The organism is Micromonospora sp. WMMD975, assembly GCF_029581215.1.
Classification (GTDB): Bacteria; Actinomycetota; Actinomycetes; order Mycobacteriales; family Micromonosporaceae; genus Micromonospora.
Map to the genome: position 1 here is coordinate 865697 of NZ_CP120739.1, position 16247 is coordinate 881943.

At 69.6% G+C, this 16247-nt stretch carries 18 protein-coding genes; 10 read left to right on the top strand and 8 right to left on the bottom strand.

The window, feature by feature from the left end; genetic code table 11:
- Window positions 1-316: 316 nt before the first annotated feature.
- A complete protein-coding gene (locus O7613_RS03990) occupies window positions 317-1528 on the top strand; it encodes a helix-turn-helix transcriptional regulator (protein ID WP_282294473.1) in 1212 nt (403 codons plus the stop codon).
- Window positions 1529-1803: 275 nt separating this feature from the next.
- The gene (locus O7613_RS03995; RefSeq protein WP_282294475.1) at window positions 1804-2970 is read left to right on the top strand and encodes a helix-turn-helix domain-containing protein; all 1167 of its coding nucleotides are present in this window, start codon (window positions 1804-1806) and stop codon (window positions 2968-2970) included.
- Window positions 2971-3049: 79 nt separating this feature from the next.
- On the opposite strand, the gene O7613_RS04000 is transcribed toward O7613_RS03995, so the two are convergent.
- Both O7613_RS04000 and O7613_RS04005 read right to left on the bottom strand, forming a co-directional pair.
- Window positions 3050-3958 (bottom strand): pyridoxamine 5'-phosphate oxidase family protein, encoded by a 909-nt coding sequence (locus O7613_RS04000; RefSeq protein ID WP_282292141.1) that lies wholly within the window; start codon window positions 3956-3958, stop codon window positions 3050-3052.
- An 84-nt stretch (window positions 3959-4042) separates the two neighbouring features.
- Entirely contained in the window at window positions 4043-4876 is an 834-nt protein-coding gene (locus O7613_RS04005) for an oxidoreductase (protein WP_282292143.1), read from the bottom strand.
- Window positions 4877-4958: 82 nt separating this feature from the next.
- Between O7613_RS04005 and O7613_RS04010 the strand changes: the two genes are divergently transcribed.
- On the top strand, window positions 4959-5795 hold the full coding sequence (locus O7613_RS04010) for a helix-turn-helix transcriptional regulator (RefSeq protein ID WP_282292145.1): 837 nt from the start codon (window positions 4959-4961) through the stop codon (window positions 5793-5795).
- 16 nt (window positions 5796-5811) lie between these two features.
- On the opposite strand, the gene O7613_RS04015 is transcribed toward O7613_RS04010, so the two are convergent.
- The gene (locus O7613_RS04015) at window positions 5812-6429 is read right to left on the bottom strand and encodes a TetR/AcrR family transcriptional regulator (RefSeq protein ID WP_282292147.1); all 618 of its coding nucleotides are present in this window, start codon (window positions 6427-6429) and stop codon (window positions 5812-5814) included.
- 69 nt (window positions 6430-6498) lie between these two features.
- Between O7613_RS04015 and O7613_RS04020 the strand changes: the two genes are divergently transcribed.
- Entirely contained in the window at window positions 6499-7386 is an 888-nt protein-coding gene (locus tag O7613_RS04020; protein WP_282292149.1) for an NAD(P)H-binding protein, read from the top strand.
- A 131-nt stretch (window positions 7387-7517) separates the two neighbouring features.
- On the opposite strand, the gene O7613_RS04025 is transcribed toward O7613_RS04020, so the two are convergent.
- Window positions 7518-8072 (bottom strand): hypothetical protein, encoded by a 555-nt coding sequence (locus O7613_RS04025; protein ID WP_282292151.1) that lies wholly within the window; start codon window positions 8070-8072, stop codon window positions 7518-7520.
- Between the two features lie 128 nt (window positions 8073-8200).
- Here O7613_RS04025 and O7613_RS04030 point away from each other — a divergent pair, with 128 nt between their 5' ends.
- From O7613_RS04030 to O7613_RS04045, 4 genes are all read left to right on the top strand, one after another.
- A complete protein-coding gene (locus O7613_RS04030; RefSeq protein WP_282292153.1) occupies window positions 8201-9640 on the top strand; it encodes a helix-turn-helix domain-containing protein in 1440 nt (479 codons plus the stop codon).
- A 196-nt stretch (window positions 9641-9836) separates the two neighbouring features.
- Window positions 9837-10751 carry a GlxA family transcriptional regulator gene (locus O7613_RS04035; protein ID WP_282292155.1) on the top strand — a complete coding sequence of 305 codons (915 nt, stop codon included), beginning with the start codon at window positions 9837-9839 and terminating at the stop codon, window positions 10749-10751.
- Window positions 10752-10764: 13 nt separating this feature from the next.
- The gene (locus O7613_RS04040) at window positions 10765-11199 is read left to right on the top strand and encodes a DJ-1/PfpI family protein (protein ID WP_282292156.1); all 435 of its coding nucleotides are present in this window, start codon (window positions 10765-10767) and stop codon (window positions 11197-11199) included.
- A 33-nt stretch (window positions 11200-11232) separates the two neighbouring features.
- Complete coding sequence (locus O7613_RS04045; RefSeq protein ID WP_282292158.1) at window positions 11233-11400, top strand: hypothetical protein; 168 nt, start codon at window positions 11233-11235, stop codon at window positions 11398-11400.
- Window positions 11401-11409: 9 nt separating this feature from the next.
- Here the strand turns inward: O7613_RS04045 and O7613_RS04050 are convergent, their stop codons facing one another.
- The 4 genes from O7613_RS04050 to O7613_RS04065 all read right to left on the bottom strand — a co-directional run bounded on the left by O7613_RS04050 (window position 11410) and on the right by O7613_RS04065 (window position 14696).
- Entirely contained in the window at window positions 11410-11541 is a 132-nt protein-coding gene (locus tag O7613_RS04050) for a hypothetical protein (protein ID WP_281584137.1), read from the bottom strand.
- On the bottom strand, window positions 11538-11699 hold the full coding sequence (locus O7613_RS04055) for a hypothetical protein (protein WP_281584136.1): 162 nt from the start codon (window positions 11697-11699) through the stop codon (window positions 11538-11540). Before O7613_RS04055 ends, O7613_RS04050 begins: the two co-directional genes overlap by 4 nt.
- Window positions 11700-11874: 175 nt before the next feature.
- Window positions 11875-13614 carry a PQQ-dependent sugar dehydrogenase gene (locus O7613_RS04060; RefSeq protein WP_282292160.1) on the bottom strand — a complete coding sequence of 580 codons (1740 nt, stop codon included), beginning with the start codon at window positions 13612-13614 and terminating at the stop codon, window positions 11875-11877.
- A 26-nt stretch (window positions 13615-13640) separates the two neighbouring features.
- Window positions 13641-14696: an SMP-30/gluconolactonase/LRE family protein gene (locus O7613_RS04065; RefSeq protein ID WP_282292162.1), complete on the bottom strand. Its 1056-nt coding sequence runs from the start codon at window positions 14694-14696 to the stop codon at window positions 13641-13643.
- A 409-nt stretch (window positions 14697-15105) separates the two neighbouring features.
- Between O7613_RS04065 and O7613_RS04070 the strand changes: the two genes are divergently transcribed.
- A complete protein-coding gene (locus O7613_RS04070; RefSeq protein WP_282292164.1) occupies window positions 15106-15822 on the top strand; it encodes an Ig domain-containing protein in 717 nt (238 codons plus the stop codon).
- 194 nt (window positions 15823-16016) lie between these two features.
- Entirely contained in the window at window positions 16017-16181 is a 165-nt protein-coding gene (locus O7613_RS04075; RefSeq protein ID WP_282292166.1) for a hypothetical protein, read from the top strand.
- The last annotated feature ends 66 nt before the right edge of the window (window positions 16182-16247 follow it).

A 16247-nucleotide genomic window follows, 5' to 3' on the forward strand; every position in this document is an offset into this window, starting at 1 on the left:
TGCCGGCCGTAGAGAGACCTACCTTGCAAGATCGGGACGTCGTTCAGGGCGTCAGACGCCGACCAAAGACGATAGACAACGCCCTAGCTCACACAGAAGAAGCAGGTCGCAGCCCTGGTATCCAGGTGCGAGGTACGCGGGAGGGGCGGGCACCGCCAAACCAGCGCGGAGTATCCTGATGGGCCGATCCACTGGACCTATCGGGGTCGAGGCCCTGTCCGGCATGTTGGGGCTTATGAGTTGGCCGCAGGGTCGGTAGCGTGAACTGACGGCCGTTGTGGGTCGGTGGCGGTTCCGCCCTACGAGGAGGCCCATGGTGGATTCCCTGCCGGAGTTGACGTTTGGGCAGCGGTTGAAGGTCTACCGGGAGCGGTCGGGGAAGACTCGGGCGGTGCTTGGTGGGCTGGTGGGTCGTAGCGCCGAGTGGGTCAAGGCGGTGGAGACGGATCGGATCCTGCCGCCGCGGGTGCACATGTTGGATCGGATAGCGCGGGCCCTCAGGGTCGACGTGTCTGCCTTGGTTGGGGAGTTGAGCGATCGGTCGGCGGTGGTGAACGGGCCGGAGCACCCGGCGTTGGCGTCGGTGCGGGATGCGGTGAATCACTTCTCGCTCTCCGTTGACGTGCTGCCCGAATCGTTGTCCGACCTGAGGGACCGTCTCGACGCGGCATGGCGGGCACGCCATCAGGCGTCGGATCATCGGACGGTGCTGGGCGGCCTGTTGCCGGGGTTGCTGCGCGACACGCAACGCGCCGCGTTGGTGTACGAGGGTGGCGAGCGCCGGCAGGCGCAAGCCCTGTTGGCGGAGACGCTCGGGCTGGCGCAGATGTTCCTTGCCTACCAGCCCGCTGCCGAGTTGCTGTGGCGGGTGGCGGATCGGGCGATGGTGGCGGCTCAGGAGTCCGGGGACCCGGAGGCGGTGGCGGGTGCGGGGTGGTTCCTGTGTCAGGTGCACCGGGACGCGGGGGATTGGGACACTGCTATGGCGGTGACGCTGGACATCCTGTCGGTCCTGGAGCCGCAGGTGGCCGATGCGAACGCCAATCTGCTGGCGTTGTGGGGTGCGGTGAACTTCGAGGCTGCCTATACGGCCGCGCGTGCTGGTGAGGAGGGCCGGGCGTGGCGGTTCTGGGACCACGCGGACCGGGTGGCGGATCGGCTGCCGCCGGGTTTCTACCAGCCGCAGACGTCGTTCTCACGGGTGGTCATGGGTGCGCACGCGGTGACGGTTTCGGTGGAGTTGCAGAAGTCCGGTGAGGCGGTGCGGCAGGCTCGTCGTCATGACGCGGCGGCGATTCCGTCGAGGCCGCGCCGGGCGCGTCATCTGATCGAGGTCGCGCGGGCGCACTACGGCAAGAACGACAAGGAAGCGGCCGTCGTATTCCTGGGGCAGGCGTACCAGGCGGCGCCGGAGACGATTCGCTTCAACGGGTACGCCCGCCAGATCACGTTGGACCTGCTCGATGGCCCGCGTGCCACCCGAGACGAGGCTCGTGACCTGGCGATGAAGGTTGGTCTCGTCTCTTGATCTAGGGGTAGGAACTTTACCCTTTCCGGCCCGTAGCTTTCCGTAGCTTCTCCGTCACTGATGTGACGTCGGGAGGTGCGAGATGCCGGGTAAGGGTGACGAGCCGGCGGTGAGCCGGGGTGAGCAGGTTCAGGCGGCCGAGCGGGAGGCGGCGAAGCGGCGGCTTCTGGCCCAGGCGGAGGCGGATCGGATTCCGGTGGAGGACACCACCCGGGCCATACCGGATCGGCGGTGGCGTCGTGGGCAGCGTTGAGCTGTTGCCGGTCGGTCGGCGAGTGGCGTACTGGCGGGGTCGGCGGAGGTTGTCGCAGCAGGTGTTCGCTGATCGGCTCGGTAAGTCGAAGAGCTGGGTGGACAAGGTCGAGCGGGGCGTGCGGCGGTTGGACAAGTTGTCGACGCTTCAGGAGATCGCCCGTGTGCTCCGTATCGACACGGCCGCGCTTGTGGGCCAGGACGCCGCGCCGGTCCAGGCAGCGGGTCGGGTTGAGGGCGTCGAGCGGATCCGGGTGGCGTTGTCGCGGTACGAGATTCCGTTGGGGAAGTCGGCGGGTCGCCGCCCGGTGGTGCCGGTGGATCGGATGGTGCGGGATGTGGGGTACGCGTGGACGACGTTCCAGCACGCCCGTTACCCGCAGTTGGTTGGCCTGGTGCCGGATCTGCTCACTGATGCGCAGCGCACCGATGCCGTGGCTGCGGTGGCGGGTCGGGTGCCGCTGGTCGAGGCGTACCGGGTCACCGCTGCTCTGTTGGTCAAGCTTGGTGATGCGGAGTTGGCGTGGTTGGCGGTGGATCGGGCGATGCTCGCCGCCACCGGCGACCGGGTCCTGGTCGCTGCCGTGGCCGTGCAGCTCGGGCAGGTGCTGCGGGCGCTCGGGCGGGTGCGGGAGGCGAAGTCGGTGATGCTCACTGCCGCGTACCGGATCGCCCCGCCGGTGATCGAGTACGGCCCGCCGGTGGAGTTGTCCCTGTGCGGGACCCTGCTCATTCAGGCTGGCCTGGCGGCGGCGCAGGACGGCAACGAGTCCGCCGCCGGGGAACTGCTCGACGAGGCCGCCGGCATGGCGGAACGGGTCGGCGACGGGTACGACCATCACCGCACCGGGTTCGGGCCGACCGCCGTCGACGTGGCCCGCGCTGCCGTGGCCGTGGAGAACGGTGACACCGGCGAGGCGCTCGCCTGGCACGAGAAGGCCACCGCGCGGTCCGGGTGGCGGTGGCTGCCCGCCGAACACCGCGCCGCGCACCTGCTCACCGTCGCCCGCGCCCACCTGCACGCCGGGGACGCGGGCCAGGCGGCTCGGATGCTGACCGAGGCCGAGCGCACCGCACCGGCCGAAATCACCCACCGGCCGGTCGCCCGCGACATTGTTGCCGAGATCGCCCGCGACCCCCGTGCCCCGACCACGATCACTCAGCTCGCCACCACGCTCGGGGTCGGCTGAGCAGCGCTACACGCGGTGTACAGGGTGCCGGACGGCGACAAGGCAAGATGACCATCACCGTCACCAGGAAGGGCGTACGTCAGCGGGTTCTCGTCTCAGCTCGCAGAGCGCGATATGCGTCCCAGGGGATCGCGGGACGGGTCATCGATCGGCGGTCCAGGTAGCGCTGAGTGGCAGCGCGGAGCCGTCGGGCGGTGCGGATCGCGTCGAGCGGGCCGGCGCGGAAACGGGATCCCGGCTCGGTCAGCCGGTCGGGGGCGAACACCCAGCCGGTCTCGTCGTGGCTGGTGAGACGGCCGCGGACGCTCGCGTTGTGCAGGTTCCAGAGCTGATCGTCGTGCCGGTGAACCAGCAACGACGCGGGGCCCTCCGCGAGCGGTAGGTCGTCGGGTACGGAGACGAGATATCCGCCGGGGCCGTCTGCCAGCGTTGTCCGCACGAGCACCGGTGCGCCGGTCTCGTCGCGGCCGGCGAGAACCGCCGACGAGTACGACGCCAGAACCGGCCCCCCGACCAGCGACGTGTCGGCTATCACCGTCCGGGACGTCGGCAGCGTCCGGTCGAGGGTGGTGTCCGGGGTGACCTCGATCCGTAGCCGCATGAAGTAGAAGTCGGTGAACCGGTTCGCCGGCCAGTCGAGGTAGGCGCCGCTCTTCGGCTGCCGCGTGAAGATCATGCGCCAGAAGTCAGCGAGGTCTCCGACGGGTTCGGTGTGCACCGTGTCGGCGCAGGTCGCCGAGCCGGTGACCAGCACCTGCCGCGGACTGTCGAGCTCACTGCCGGTCGGGTCCGAGAAGAGCAGGGCGACTCGCGGGTCACGACGAACGTTGAACGCCTTCTGCGGGTACGCGATCGCCGTGGTCAACAGGATCTTTCCGTCTGTGCGGAACAGACCTGAGGTGGGCCACGCGATAGGCGTCCCGTCCTTGGCGAGAGTCGCGAACTCACAGGTGCGGTAGGCGTCGAGAGCGATGCCGGCGTCGTTCATGTGGGTCTCCTGGCGGGTGTCGCGGTGATCTTGCCTGAGCAAGCTAGCGGACGCTCCGGGGACTTCGGCCGTCGCAGCGTCCGGTCAGTGGATGTCGGTGGAGCGGGAGAGCTTCTCCCACGCTGCGATGTCGTGGTCGACCGCTTCGCGGCCGGACCGGATGATCCGCAGGGCGTCCGAGCCGAGGACCAGGTGGTTCGGAGGCTGCGGAAGGTCGAGGATGTGCAGGACAGCGGCGGCGGCGCGGGCCGGGTCGCCGAGCTGCCGGCCGCTCGCGTCCTGCCGGGCCGCGCGGATCGGGTCGAACAGGTCGTCGTAGTCGGGGATCGTGCGCGGGGTCCGGGTCATCGAGCGTCCGGCCCAGTCGGTCCGGAACGATCCGGGGGCGACGGCGGTGACATGTATACCGAAGCCGGCCACCTCCTTCGCGAGCGACTCCAGGATGCCTTCGAGCGCGAACTTGCTGCCGCAGTAGCCGGAGACGCCGGGGAAACCGGCCAGGCCGCCCATCGAGGTGACGGCGAGGATGTGGCCACGGCGGCGTTCGCGCATGGACGGCAGGACTGCCTGAATGGTCGCGGCCGTTCCGAAGACGTTGACGTCGAACTGGGCGCGCAGGGCGGCCAGCGGGGTTTCCTCGAAGGTGCCCTCAAGGCCGTAGCCGGCGTTGGCGATGAGCACGTCGATCGGACCGACGGTTTGTGCGGCGTCGGACACCGTGGCGAACACCGCCGCGTGGTCGGTGACGTCGAGGATGCGAGCGTGCGCCCGCTCGGGTCGCAAGGCGGCGAAGGCCTCGGCGTCGGCGTCCGTGCGGACGGTGCCGATGACGGTGTGGCCCGCGTCCAGCGCGGCGACGGCGAAGGCGCGGCCGAGTCCGGTGCTGACTCCCGTGATCAGAAAGTTCTTGCTGGTCATGCAGCCATCCTGGGCGGCGTCGCGGCCGGCAACCAGGACGAGCCGCACCCAGGCAGGCCGGAGCGCAGCGGCCTAGCCTGGGATGGTGACCGTGAGAAACAGCCTGGGGGATTTCCTCCGTGCGCGCCGTTCCCGCCTGGCTCCCGGCGATGTCGGCCTGCCCTCGCACGGTGTGCGACGCGTCGCGGGGCTGCGACGCGAGGAGGTCGCCGTGCTGGCCGGCATGAACAGCGACTACTACGCCCGCCTGGAGCAGGGGCGCGAGCGCAGCCCGTCCGCGCAGGTTCTCGAGGCGATCAGCGCGGCCCTGCGTCTGGACGATCCGGCCCGCGACCACCTGTATCGGCTGGCCAGGGCGGTGCCCGGCACCCGGCGGACGCCGCGAAAGACGATCAGCGTGCCGCTGCGCCACCTGCTCGACGGATACGCGACCGTCCCCGCCTTCGTGCTCAACCCGGCCAAGGACCTGATGGCACTCAACCCACTGGCCGAGGCACTGTTCTCGCCGTTCCAGGCCGTGGACAACCTGGCCCGGATGACCTTCCTCGACCCGGCGGCGCGGCACTTCTTCGCCGACTGGCAGCGTTTCGCCGAGTCGATCGTGGCTGGCCTGCGCCACGCCGACGGCCTCGACCCGGATCACCCCCGTCTGCGGGAGCTGGTGAGCACCCTGAGCGAGCGGAGCGAGACCTTCGCCGCGTTGTGGTCCTCGCAGGTCATCTACGGCAAGAGCGAGGATCCGACGGAACTCGTCCACCCCGAGGTCGGACCCCTGTTCCTGATTTCGCAGTCTTTCGACGTGCGCGGAGCCGACGGCCAGCTCCTGGTCATCTTTCAGCCCGACCCCGGCAGCTCCAGCGCGCAGGCGCTGACCCTGCTCGGCTCGCTGGACGCCACCCGCCGCTCCGCCACCCTCTGATCGGACTGAGGGGGAGTCAGGTTGCCGCCGGAACGCTGAGGTGGACGAGCCGCCGGATCCGGTCGAGGTCGACATCGCTCGCCAGGCGGGCCCGGTCCGGCACCTCCTCGGTGAGCGGGTCGACTCCGAACAGCAGCCGGGGCAGCACCGGATGGACGGCGAGGCCGATCAGCTGGTTCGCGACGGCCTCGGCCTGGTCGGTCGCGAGTCCCGATCCGCCCTCCAGGTGGGTGGCGAGGTTGCCTGTCGTGACGCCGAAGAGGACGTCGAAGAGTCCGGCTGCCAGGTCCGGCAGCCGGTCCGCCTCGGCGATGCCGAGTCGCGCCATCTTTCCCACCGAGGACCAGCGCAGCAGTTGCACGAAGCGCCCGCAGTAGCGGACGGCTGCTTCCGTCGGTTCGTCGGCGTAGTCGGCGGGGATGCCCATGCGTTCGGCGAACAGGGCGCGGGTGCGCGCGACGACCGCCAGGAACAGCGCGTCCTTGGTCGGGAAGTGCGCGTACAGGGAGCGCTTCGAGGTTTCCGCCCGCAGTGCGATCGCGTCCATGGAGGTTCGCTCGAAGCCGGTCTCCAGGAACGCGACCTTCGCCGTGTCGAGGATGTGCTCGCGCAGTGCTTCCCCGCGTCGGGCCATGGCGTCCACCTCAATGTATACGGTACAGTCGAGTTTACTTCGTCCCGATGCTGATGGGGGTCATCATCCATGATCGTTGTCACCGCTCCTACCGGGCAGATCGGCAGCAAGCTCGTCCGGACCCTGCTGACCCACGACGAGCCGGTCCGCCTCGTCGTCCGCGATCCGGGCAAACTGCCCGCCGACGTGCGAGAGCGGGCAGAGGTCGTCACCGGATCGCACCAGGACCTCGCCACCCTGGACCGCGCCCTCGCCGGTGCCGACGCCCTGTTCTGGCTGATGCCGGCCGCCCCGACCGCGAGCAGCCCCTACGAGGCGTACGTCTCCGCCTCGATCCCGGGCGCGGACGCCGTGGTGCGCCACGCCGTGCCGCACGTCGTGGTCGTCTCCGCACTCGGGCGCGGCTCGCAGATCTACGCCGGGCACGTGTCGGCCTCGCACGCCATGGAGGACCTCTTGCGCAGCACCGGTGCGCACGTGCGCGCCCTGGCGCTGCCGACCTTCATGGACAACATTCTCCGGCAGACCGCCGCGATCGGAGGCGGGGCCGTCACCGGCACGCTGCCGGCCGACTTCACCATGCCGTGGATCGCGACGAAGGACATCGCGGCGCTCGCCGCCGGCCATCTGCTCAACCGTGACTGGACCGGTCAGGACTCGGTCGAGTCCCTCGGCGGTGAGGACCTGTCCTACGCCGACATCGCCGCGATCCTCACCGATGTTCTCGGCACGCCCATCCGGTACCAACTCCTCGACCGCGCCGCGGTCAAGGAGTTCCTCCTCGGCCGCGGCGTCTCCGCGGCGATGGCCCAATCCATGATCGACATGGATGTGGCAGGTGAACGCGGCATCAACAACGCCATCCCGAGAACCGCCCAGAACACCACGCCCACCACTTTCCATGAGTTCGCCCTGGAAAACGTCAAGCCGGCAGTGACTGAGTCACACGGCGCCTGAGAGAGCCGCATGACACTGATGCCGTGGCAGAACCCGCGGAACTGTCGCTCTATGCGGTGACCGGCTTGCTCGCCGGACGACGCGGACCAGATGTGGCTCATCTGATCCGCGTCGCCTGGTCACCGCATGCGTCAGTCGTTCTTGATCGACGAGACCCGGTTGTCCCAGGTAGCACCCACCCAGTACTCGATGTAGTTCGGCCCGGTATACCCCGGGTACCAGTAGCCGCCGCCGCCGGAGTGCTCAGCCAGGTGCGACGTGCAGCTTCCGGTTTGGTACGACGACATCTGGTCGTTGAAGTCGAGCGGGATGTTCTGCCAATAGCCACGGTCGAAATACTGCAGCATTCGGCCTTTCCTGTCGGCGTCCTGGAACAGCCTGAGCGGCGTGCTGCAGGATGCCAGCAACTGCGCCTCCGAAAGGGTGCCTCGCAGGGTGGCCGCTCGTCGGTCGGCCTGCGCCTGGTCGGCGAAGCATTCGACGTGCGACTGCGCCCGCCACACCGAGCACACTCGGGCACCCCTCCAGTCGCCGGCAAGATCGATGCGCTGATGGCCGAACATCGCCGGCATCTGGACGTCGCCGTCTTGCTCGGCGGCGTGTGCGACTGCTGGTTGGGCGCCGGCCAGCAGCGCGGCGAGCGTCGCCACCGCGGTAGCGATGCGAGCCAAGGGCATCAGTGACATCCGGCCTCCTATGAACGTTGCCGCGATCGGATTGCCGCGACCTGCCCTGTTTGTATGCCACCCCGAGGACGTCGCCAGTGACGACGGTCTATTGCGCGAGTCGACGGTCTATCTGCACGCTGGGTAGCATGCCGCGTACGGAACGTCCCCTTGACCCGTCCTCCGGACCCGCCGCCGCGTTTGCGGCAGAGCTGCGTGCCTTGCGGATCGCTGCCGGCTCTCCGAAGTACCTGCAGATGGCTCGGCGGACCGGCCGCTCCCGGACCGCACTGGCGGAGGCCGCGGGAGGTGACCACGTACCGCGGTGGGAGACGGTCGAGGCGTACGTGTGGGCGTGCGGCGGCGATCCGGCCGAGTGGACCGAGCGCTGGGAGAAGGCGCGTGCTGCCGCATCCGACAACGCCCGCGGCACGCCGCCGTCGCCGCATCGGCACCCCGCCCCGGCGGGGCAGGCAACGGCCCGAGAACCCGGTGAAGACCCCGACGATGACAGCTTCCCCCTCGGGGACCGGCCGGACATCCGGCATCGGGCACCTACCACTGCCAGGCTGCTACGGCAGGCACGACGACCGGTACTGCTGGCGGTGACAGCAGTAGCCCTGGTGCTGCTCGGCATGATCGCGCCGCGCCCGGGCACACTGACGGGTCTCCGCACCACCACCACCAACCAGATCCGTGTCGCCAGGCCGGCTGCGGTGACGCTTGTGGCCTTCAGCCGGTTCGGCAAGTTCGCCGCCGGGAACATCGCCATCACCGGTGCCGGCGGTGTGGTAGAGGTCTGGGACACCCACACCGTCGTGCGGCGCCATACCCTCATCACCGGTGATGAGCAGGTCACTGACGTGCAGTTCGATCCGCTGAACCGCAACATCCTCGCGACCGCCGGCACAAACGGCCTGCTCCGGCTCTGGGACACCACCGCCGGCAAACCCGTACTCAGCATCACAGGACAGGCAGCCGAGGACAGGATGATCTTCGCGTTCGATCCGCGCCGACGAGGGATCGTCGCCACCGTCGGCGAGAGCGGAACGATCCGGATCCTGCAGACGGACACCGGCCAACTCGTCCGGGAACTCCACACCGGACTGACCGACATCACCGCCCTGGCTTTCGATTGCCACAATGAGGGCCACCTCGCCGTCGGTGGCGACGGTGCCCTAGAGGTCTGGAACAGCAGCAACGGCGCACGCGTCAGCGTCGGCGAACAGATTCCGGCACGGGTAACCTCGGTCCGGTTCGACCCGCTGACCCGAAACACTCTCGCCGTCGCCGCGGCGGGCGCACCGCCGGGCATCTGGGACGCCAGCAACGGCCGTCCGGTCCGCTTCCTTCGCAGCGATGCCCGCTCGACGGTCATCGCGTTCAACCCACTGATCAGAAACAGCATCGCCGCGTACGACGGTGACGGCCGGATACAGATCTTCGACGCCAGCAACGGCGTTCTGGTCCACACCTTCGACGGTCGGTTCGGCCCGGTCACCTCACTCGAATACGCACCCGACGGCGCCACCCTGGCCGTTGGGGCTCGCGACGGCGTCGTCCGCCTGCACGCCGTCGACGACTGGTGAACAGAATTCACACGCTCCTTGGTCTTTGTCCTGCGCGCCGCATGGACCTGGCCCCGGGCCATTCGAGCTACCGCCAGCCGCGACCTCGCCACCCCAGGGCGCGCAGGTCGGCGTTTGCCACGGCAGGAAAGGTGGGATCTACGACGTTGCTGCCACCGGGGCGAGGCATCAGGCTGTGTGCATGTCCGGTCGTAACGTGCTGATCCTGCTGTTCGCAGGTGTGCAGAGTCTCGACGTGACCGGCCCGCTGGAGGTGTTCGCGGGCGCTGGGTCGGCGTACCGGGTCATGACCGCCAGCACCGACGGCGAGGTGGTACGCACGTCGAGCGGCCTCACCTTGACACCCGACACCGACCTGTCAGCCGTGCCGCCACTGGACACCGTGGTCGTGCCGGGCGGCGAGGGCACCCGAGACATCGATCCACTGATCGTGGAATGGCTGCGGGCGCACGCATCGCGGGCGCGGCGGGTGGTGTCGGTGTGCAGCGGCGCGTTTCTACTGGCCGAGGCCGGGCTGCTGGCCGGACGCCGGGCCACCAGTCACTGGCGAGTCTGCGGCACCCTGGCACGACGGTATCCCGACGTTCAGGTCGATCCAGAGCCGATCTTCGTACGCGATGGGCCGATCGCCACCTCTGCCGGCGTGACCGCCGGCATCGATCTCGCGCTCGCGCTGGTCGAGGAGGACCTCGGCCGTGATGTCGCGCTGGCCATCGCTCGGCACCTGGTGATGTTCCTGCGCCGCCCGGCCAACCAGACACAGCTCAGCGCCCAGCTCTCCGCCCAGGTTGCGAGCCGTCCCGGGTTGCGGGAGGTGCAGCGGTGGATCGCCGACAACCCGCACGCCGACCTCCGGGTTCCGGCGCTGGCCCGGCGAGCCAGCCTGTCACCGCGGCAGTTCGCCCGGGCGTTCACCGCAGAGGTCGGCGAGACTCCAGGCCGTTACGTCGACGGCGTGCGCTTGGAAACCGCCCGCCGCCTACTGGAGGAGAGTGACGACAGTATCGACCGGATCGCTGCCCGATGCGGCTACGGCACGAGCGAGGCGATGCGCCGCGCCTTCATCCGCGTCCTGGGCATCCCACCCGCCGAGTACCGGCGCCGGTTCTGATGGGAAGACAGCCATGCAGATCGCGATCCTGCTCTTCGACCGCTTCACCGCGCTGGACGCGGTCGGCCCCTACGACGTGCTCAGCCGCTTGCCCGGAGCGCACGTCACGTTCGTCGCCGAACAACCTGGCCCGGTCGGCAACGAGGTCGGCAGCCTGCGCCTGTACGCCGACGCGGCGCTCGCCGACGTGCCCGGCCCGGACGTGATCGTCGTCCCCGGCGGCCCGGGACAGAATGCACACATGCACGACGGCCCGGTGCAGCGCTGGCTGCGTGCCGCTGACCGGAACAGCACCTGGACCGCCTCGGTCTGCACGGGCTCGCTGCTGCTCGCCGCCGCCGGCCTGCTGACCGGCCGCCGGGCTACCACCCACTGGCTGTGTCGCGACGACCTCGCCCCGCTCGGTGCCGTCCCGGTGAGCGAACGCGTCGTCGCCGACGGCAAGTAAATCACCGCCGCCGGCGTCTCCGCCGGCCTCGACATGGCCTTCACCCTTGCCGGTCGCCTGGGCGGTGACATCACCGCCCAGGCCATCCAACTCGCCCACGAGTACGAACCGCAACCGCCCTATCAGGCCGGTAACCCGGCCACTGCGCCCCACGCCGTCGTGCAGGCGGTCCTCGCCCGCCGCGAGAGCATCGTGAACTGAGCCGAGGGCTCACACCGCCCGGTTGTAGCGCCGGAGGACGAGCTCCAGCAGTGAAACGTGCATCCCGTCAACCCGACCAGCCGACGGCTGGTTCGCGTACCCGCTGGCCTGACCTCCGGTGAGCACCGCAGCCACGGTCACCGGACGATCATCAGGCGCACCGGCACCGCCGGCACGGCCTCGTCGGTGCCGGCGGTGGTCGGCGGCGGGGTGAGGCGGGGCGTGCGGGTGTACTCGTTGCAGGTCGGGTAGGAGTTCTTGACGTGGGCCGGGATGTGGTCCGGCGAGGTGTCGGTCATGCCGAGCAGTCAACCGCCGCGGCGTCCCGGCCCACCAGGGGCACCGGTCCCGGCCGGCCCGGGACGGCGGCGGCGTCGGAACGGACGGTGGATGGATTGCCCACCGCCCCCCGGAGGGTGCCCGCGTGACGCGGAACCCCTCCGGGGCCGGCGGTGTCGGATTGCCGGCTCGCCCTCAGCTCGTGGGGCTGGACGCCGCCCCACCGAGCGTCACCTTGAGAATCTTCTCGTTGCTGTTGTTCGGGGTGCTGTCCTTGTCCCCGCCGGTGCTCGTGGTCAGCCACAGGTTGCCGTCGAGGGACGGTTCGACGGTGCGCAGCCGGAAGTACGTCCCGACGAAGTACTGCTGGACGTTGGTGAGCGTGTTGCCGCTGATCTCCGCCCGGTACATCCGGTTGCCGCGCAGGCAGGCGATGTAGAGCACGTCCCGGACGATCGCGATGCCGCTGCACGAGGCGTCGGCCACCGGGTACGTCCGGATCGGGGCCCGGAAGTTCGGGTCGGCGCAGTCGCCGGAGGTGCCCTCGCAGACGGGCCAGCCGTAGTTGCCGCCCCGGACGATGATGTTGGTCTCGTCCATGACGTTGTTGCCGAACTCCTGCTCGAAGAGTCGGCCCTGGGAGTCGAAGGCGAGTCCCTGCGGGTTGCGGTGGCCGTAGCTCCACACGTAGTTGCCGAAGGGGTTGTCCGCCGGCACGGTGCCGTCGGGGTTGAGCCGCAGCACCTTGCCGCCCAGGTTCTTGGTGTCCTGGGCCACGTCCGGGTCCTGTCCGTCGCCGGCGGCGGCGTACAGCTTGCCGTCGGGGCCGAAGCGCAGCCGGCCGCCGTTGTGGTACTTGTTGCGCGGGATTCCGGTGACGAGCACCTGCCTGGTGTCGGTTTGCAGCGTGCCGTCGTAGCGGATGCGTACGATCCGGTTGTCGGTCGTGGTGGTGTGGTAGATGTACAGCCAGTGGTCGGTGGTGAAGGTGGCCGAGACGGCCAGCCCGAGCACGCCGCCCTCGCCGTTGGTGCCGGCCACGTTCGGCACGGTGCCGATGCTGTGCTTGTCGGTGCCGTCCGGGTTCATGGCGACGATGTCGAACAGGTCGCGCCGGCCGTAGAGGACCGTGCCGTCTGGTAGTTGCACCAGGCCCCAGGGGAGGTCCCTCTCGGTGGTGACCGCCGTGGCGCCGCAGACCGGGCTCGTGCAGCCCGAGCCGGTGTGCGCGGTGACCGCGGCGCTCGCCGCCGAGACATTGCCCTGGGCGTCCCGGGCGGTCACGGTGTACCGGTAGTCGGTGTTCGGCGTCAGCCCGGTGTCGGTGAACGTGGTCGCCGGCGGGTTGCCGGCGGTGCCGGTGGTGGAGCCGACCGCCGTACCGTCGCGCAGGATGGTGTAGCCGGTGACCGCGACGTTGTCGGTGGAGGCCGACCAGGTGAGCGTCACGTCCGTACCGTTGACCGTCGCGGCCGGGTTGGTCGGCGTGCTGGGCGGAGACGTGTCCCGCTGGCAGAACGGCGGGGTGACCGAGAGCGTGGAGCTGGCCTGCGAGACGTTGCCGGCGGCGTCGCGGGCGTTGACGTACCAGCCCCAGGTGACACCCTGCACGACGCTGAGCGTGGCGGTCAGCGTCCGTCCGGAGACCGAGGTGACGAGTTGGCCGTCGTGGTAGATGTCGTAGAAGGCGACGCCGACGTTGTCCCGGGAGGCGTACCAGGAGAGCGTGACGGACTGGCAGGTCAGCCGGCTGCTGCGCAGGCCGGTCGGCCGGGTGGGCGGGCTGGTGTCGGCGGCCGGCCGGGCCGCCGGCCGGCTCCCGGTCGCCGCCGCGGCCGGCGCGGCGTTGGCGGGTACGCCGGTCAGGACGGTGCCGGCGCAGATCAGCAGGGCGAGTGGTACGCGGTGTCGGCGCTGGTGAAAAGTGGTGCGCACGGGTGCTTTTCCTTCCGGGTGCGTGGTCAGTACGGGTAGCCGGGGACGTTGAGTCGCACGCTGTACAGGCCGGAGTCGTTCGTCCGGCCGGAGGTGATGTAGAGGGTCTGCCGGTCGGGCCCGCCGAACGCCACGTTCGTGGTGCCGGCGCCGCCGGAGCGGATCGTGCCGAGCTGCGCGCCGGCGGGCGAGTAGACGTGGATCAGCCCGTCCGAGCCGGAGGCCCAGTAGACGTTGCCGGCGCAGTCGATGGTGACCCCGTCGGGACCGCCGAGGTAGTTCACGAAGACGCTGCGGGCGCCGGTGCCGCCGTCGGGCTGGACGACGTACTTGTAGATCTTGTTCTCGGAGTAGGCGCCCACGTAGAGCGTGCCGCCGTCCGGGGAGAGCGCGATGCCGTTGGGTTGCCGCAGCCGGTCGTCCACGAGCGACACCTGGCCGCCGGAGACGCGGAAGACGCTTGTGCGTCCGCTCATCTGGTCGGGTCGGTTGCCGCGCTGGAAGTTGGGGTCGGTGAAGTAGACGACGCCGTCGGAACGGACCGTGACGTCGTTGGGCGAGTTGAACGCCCGGCCCTGGTAGCCGGCGGCGACGGTGCTGCGGGCCCGGTCGCTCAGCCGGTATGCGGAGACGTTCCGCTGGTCGTGGGTAGCGGCGATGATCTGCTGGGCGTCGGGGCTGAGCGCCAGGCCGTTGCTGCCGGCGTCGGCGATGAAGGTGTCGAAGGTCCCCGGCGGGGTGAACCGGCGGATCGTGGCGGGCTGCACGTTGTACGGCCCGGCGCCCGCGCCCATGTCGGACATCAGCAGGTAGCCGCCGTCGGCGATCCAGACCGGTCCTTCGAGGAACGAGAACCCGCTCCGGATCTTCGTGGCGGACACGGAGCTGGCCGGCAGGGGCGGGCCGTACCCGGTGCCGCCCGGGCAGACCCCGGGGGGCGCGCCGGGTGGGCCGGCGAGTGGTCGGGTGTGAGCGTTCACATCAGCGGCGTGCCGAAGGGGCGCGGCACCGGCGGGGCCTGCGGCGGGGATGAGTGCGAGGCCCAGGCCGGCGAGTGCGGCGATGGTTGGACGCCAGGTCATCGGGTACTCCAATCGGGGTCGGTGAATGCGAGGCCCGTGGTTGCCGGTGAACTGGATCCGACCACCGACGCCTACTATTGATAGACATCGATGTCTACGTGACGCAGCTTAGGCGAGGAAGCGGCACCCCGCATCAGTTCCCCACGATCACCTTCGGCACCTGCCCAACTCCACGTCGGCGTCGACACGGACGGTGGGTGGATTGCCTACTTGCCGAGCGGCCCGGATCCGACGTCTCGACGCCGCGCTGCGGCGCAGCCTCGCTCTGGCGGCGGGCTGGGGCCGTTATGGACCCTGTGGAAAGCCGTCATTGCTGACTCCGGCGCCGCCGTGCGACCATATATCGATGCATGCGGAACTCTTGCGTAGCAACAGATCCCGCCTACTGATGACCATGTCAGCGGCTGCCATGGTCATCGCATCCCTGGGTATCGCCGCACCGGCGTCCGCCGCGGTTTCCGACGGTCACTACTGTGGGTGGATCTCGCCGGACAGCCCGCCGGGAAAGACCGAGAATCCCAAGATCATCAATTTCACCGCATCTGTCCAGTGTGACGGCACGGTGCGTCGCGTCGACCTCACCGTGGAGTTGCTCTACCACGGGCTGGTCCCCGGCCCTGGCCAAACAGTGAACGGCCGGACGGAGGTGTGGCAGAACACCAACGTGACCCTGTTCGGTCTTGGCGTCAACAGCCCGGGTGCGCTCTGCGATTCGGGCTACTACTCGGGTCGAGCGACCGCCACCATCCAATTCCTCTCGGGGACTCCGGAGTTCATCACCAGAACGGCAGAGTCTCAGCTGGCATCGCTGACGTGTCCGCCACCGGATCTTCCCACCACCCCGCCGAGCGGGGCGGTGACGGTCATCAACCCAGGCACCCAGAGCTCGCTCAAGCCGGACCGCGTGGCGCTGCAGATGCAGGCCACCGGCGGGAGCGGGTCGTACACCTGGTCGGCGACCGGCTTGCCGCCTGGGCTGACCATCGACTCCTCGACCGGTCGGATCAGCGGCACACTCAGCACCATCGGCACCTATAACGTCACGGTCACGGCCGATGGAGGCGGACAGGGCAGTACCACCTTCACCTGGAGCGTCCGAAAAGAGTCCCCCTGCACGCGCTGCTGACCAACTGCCTTCACTGGGGAAGCTCTGGCTGCGGTGCCTCGGCCGCCCGCGCCCTCGACCAGCACCTGCCGCGCCGCGCCGCCGCCGCTGCTTCCTCGCAGGCGGACACCCGCCTGTGGGACGACCGGTCGGCTCCGGACGCCACCGTTCCGCCGGACGGGTGGCCGCTGGCGCCCGGCGAGAGGCACGACGCGATGGTCGACGCGTTCGCCTGGCTCCGGATCGCGGCACTTGTGGACGCCGGGCAGCGCGAGCAGGCGGTCGAGCTGCTCAGCACCACGATGGCCATCTCGGCGGACGAGGCGGCGAGGCTCGTTGACGGCCTGAGCGACGCGGGCGGGGAGCGTCGCCCCGACTGACCCACGTGGGGCGGGAAGTCCGCTCGGTCGATGATTGAGCATCTCCGGCTCATCGGTGATGATGAG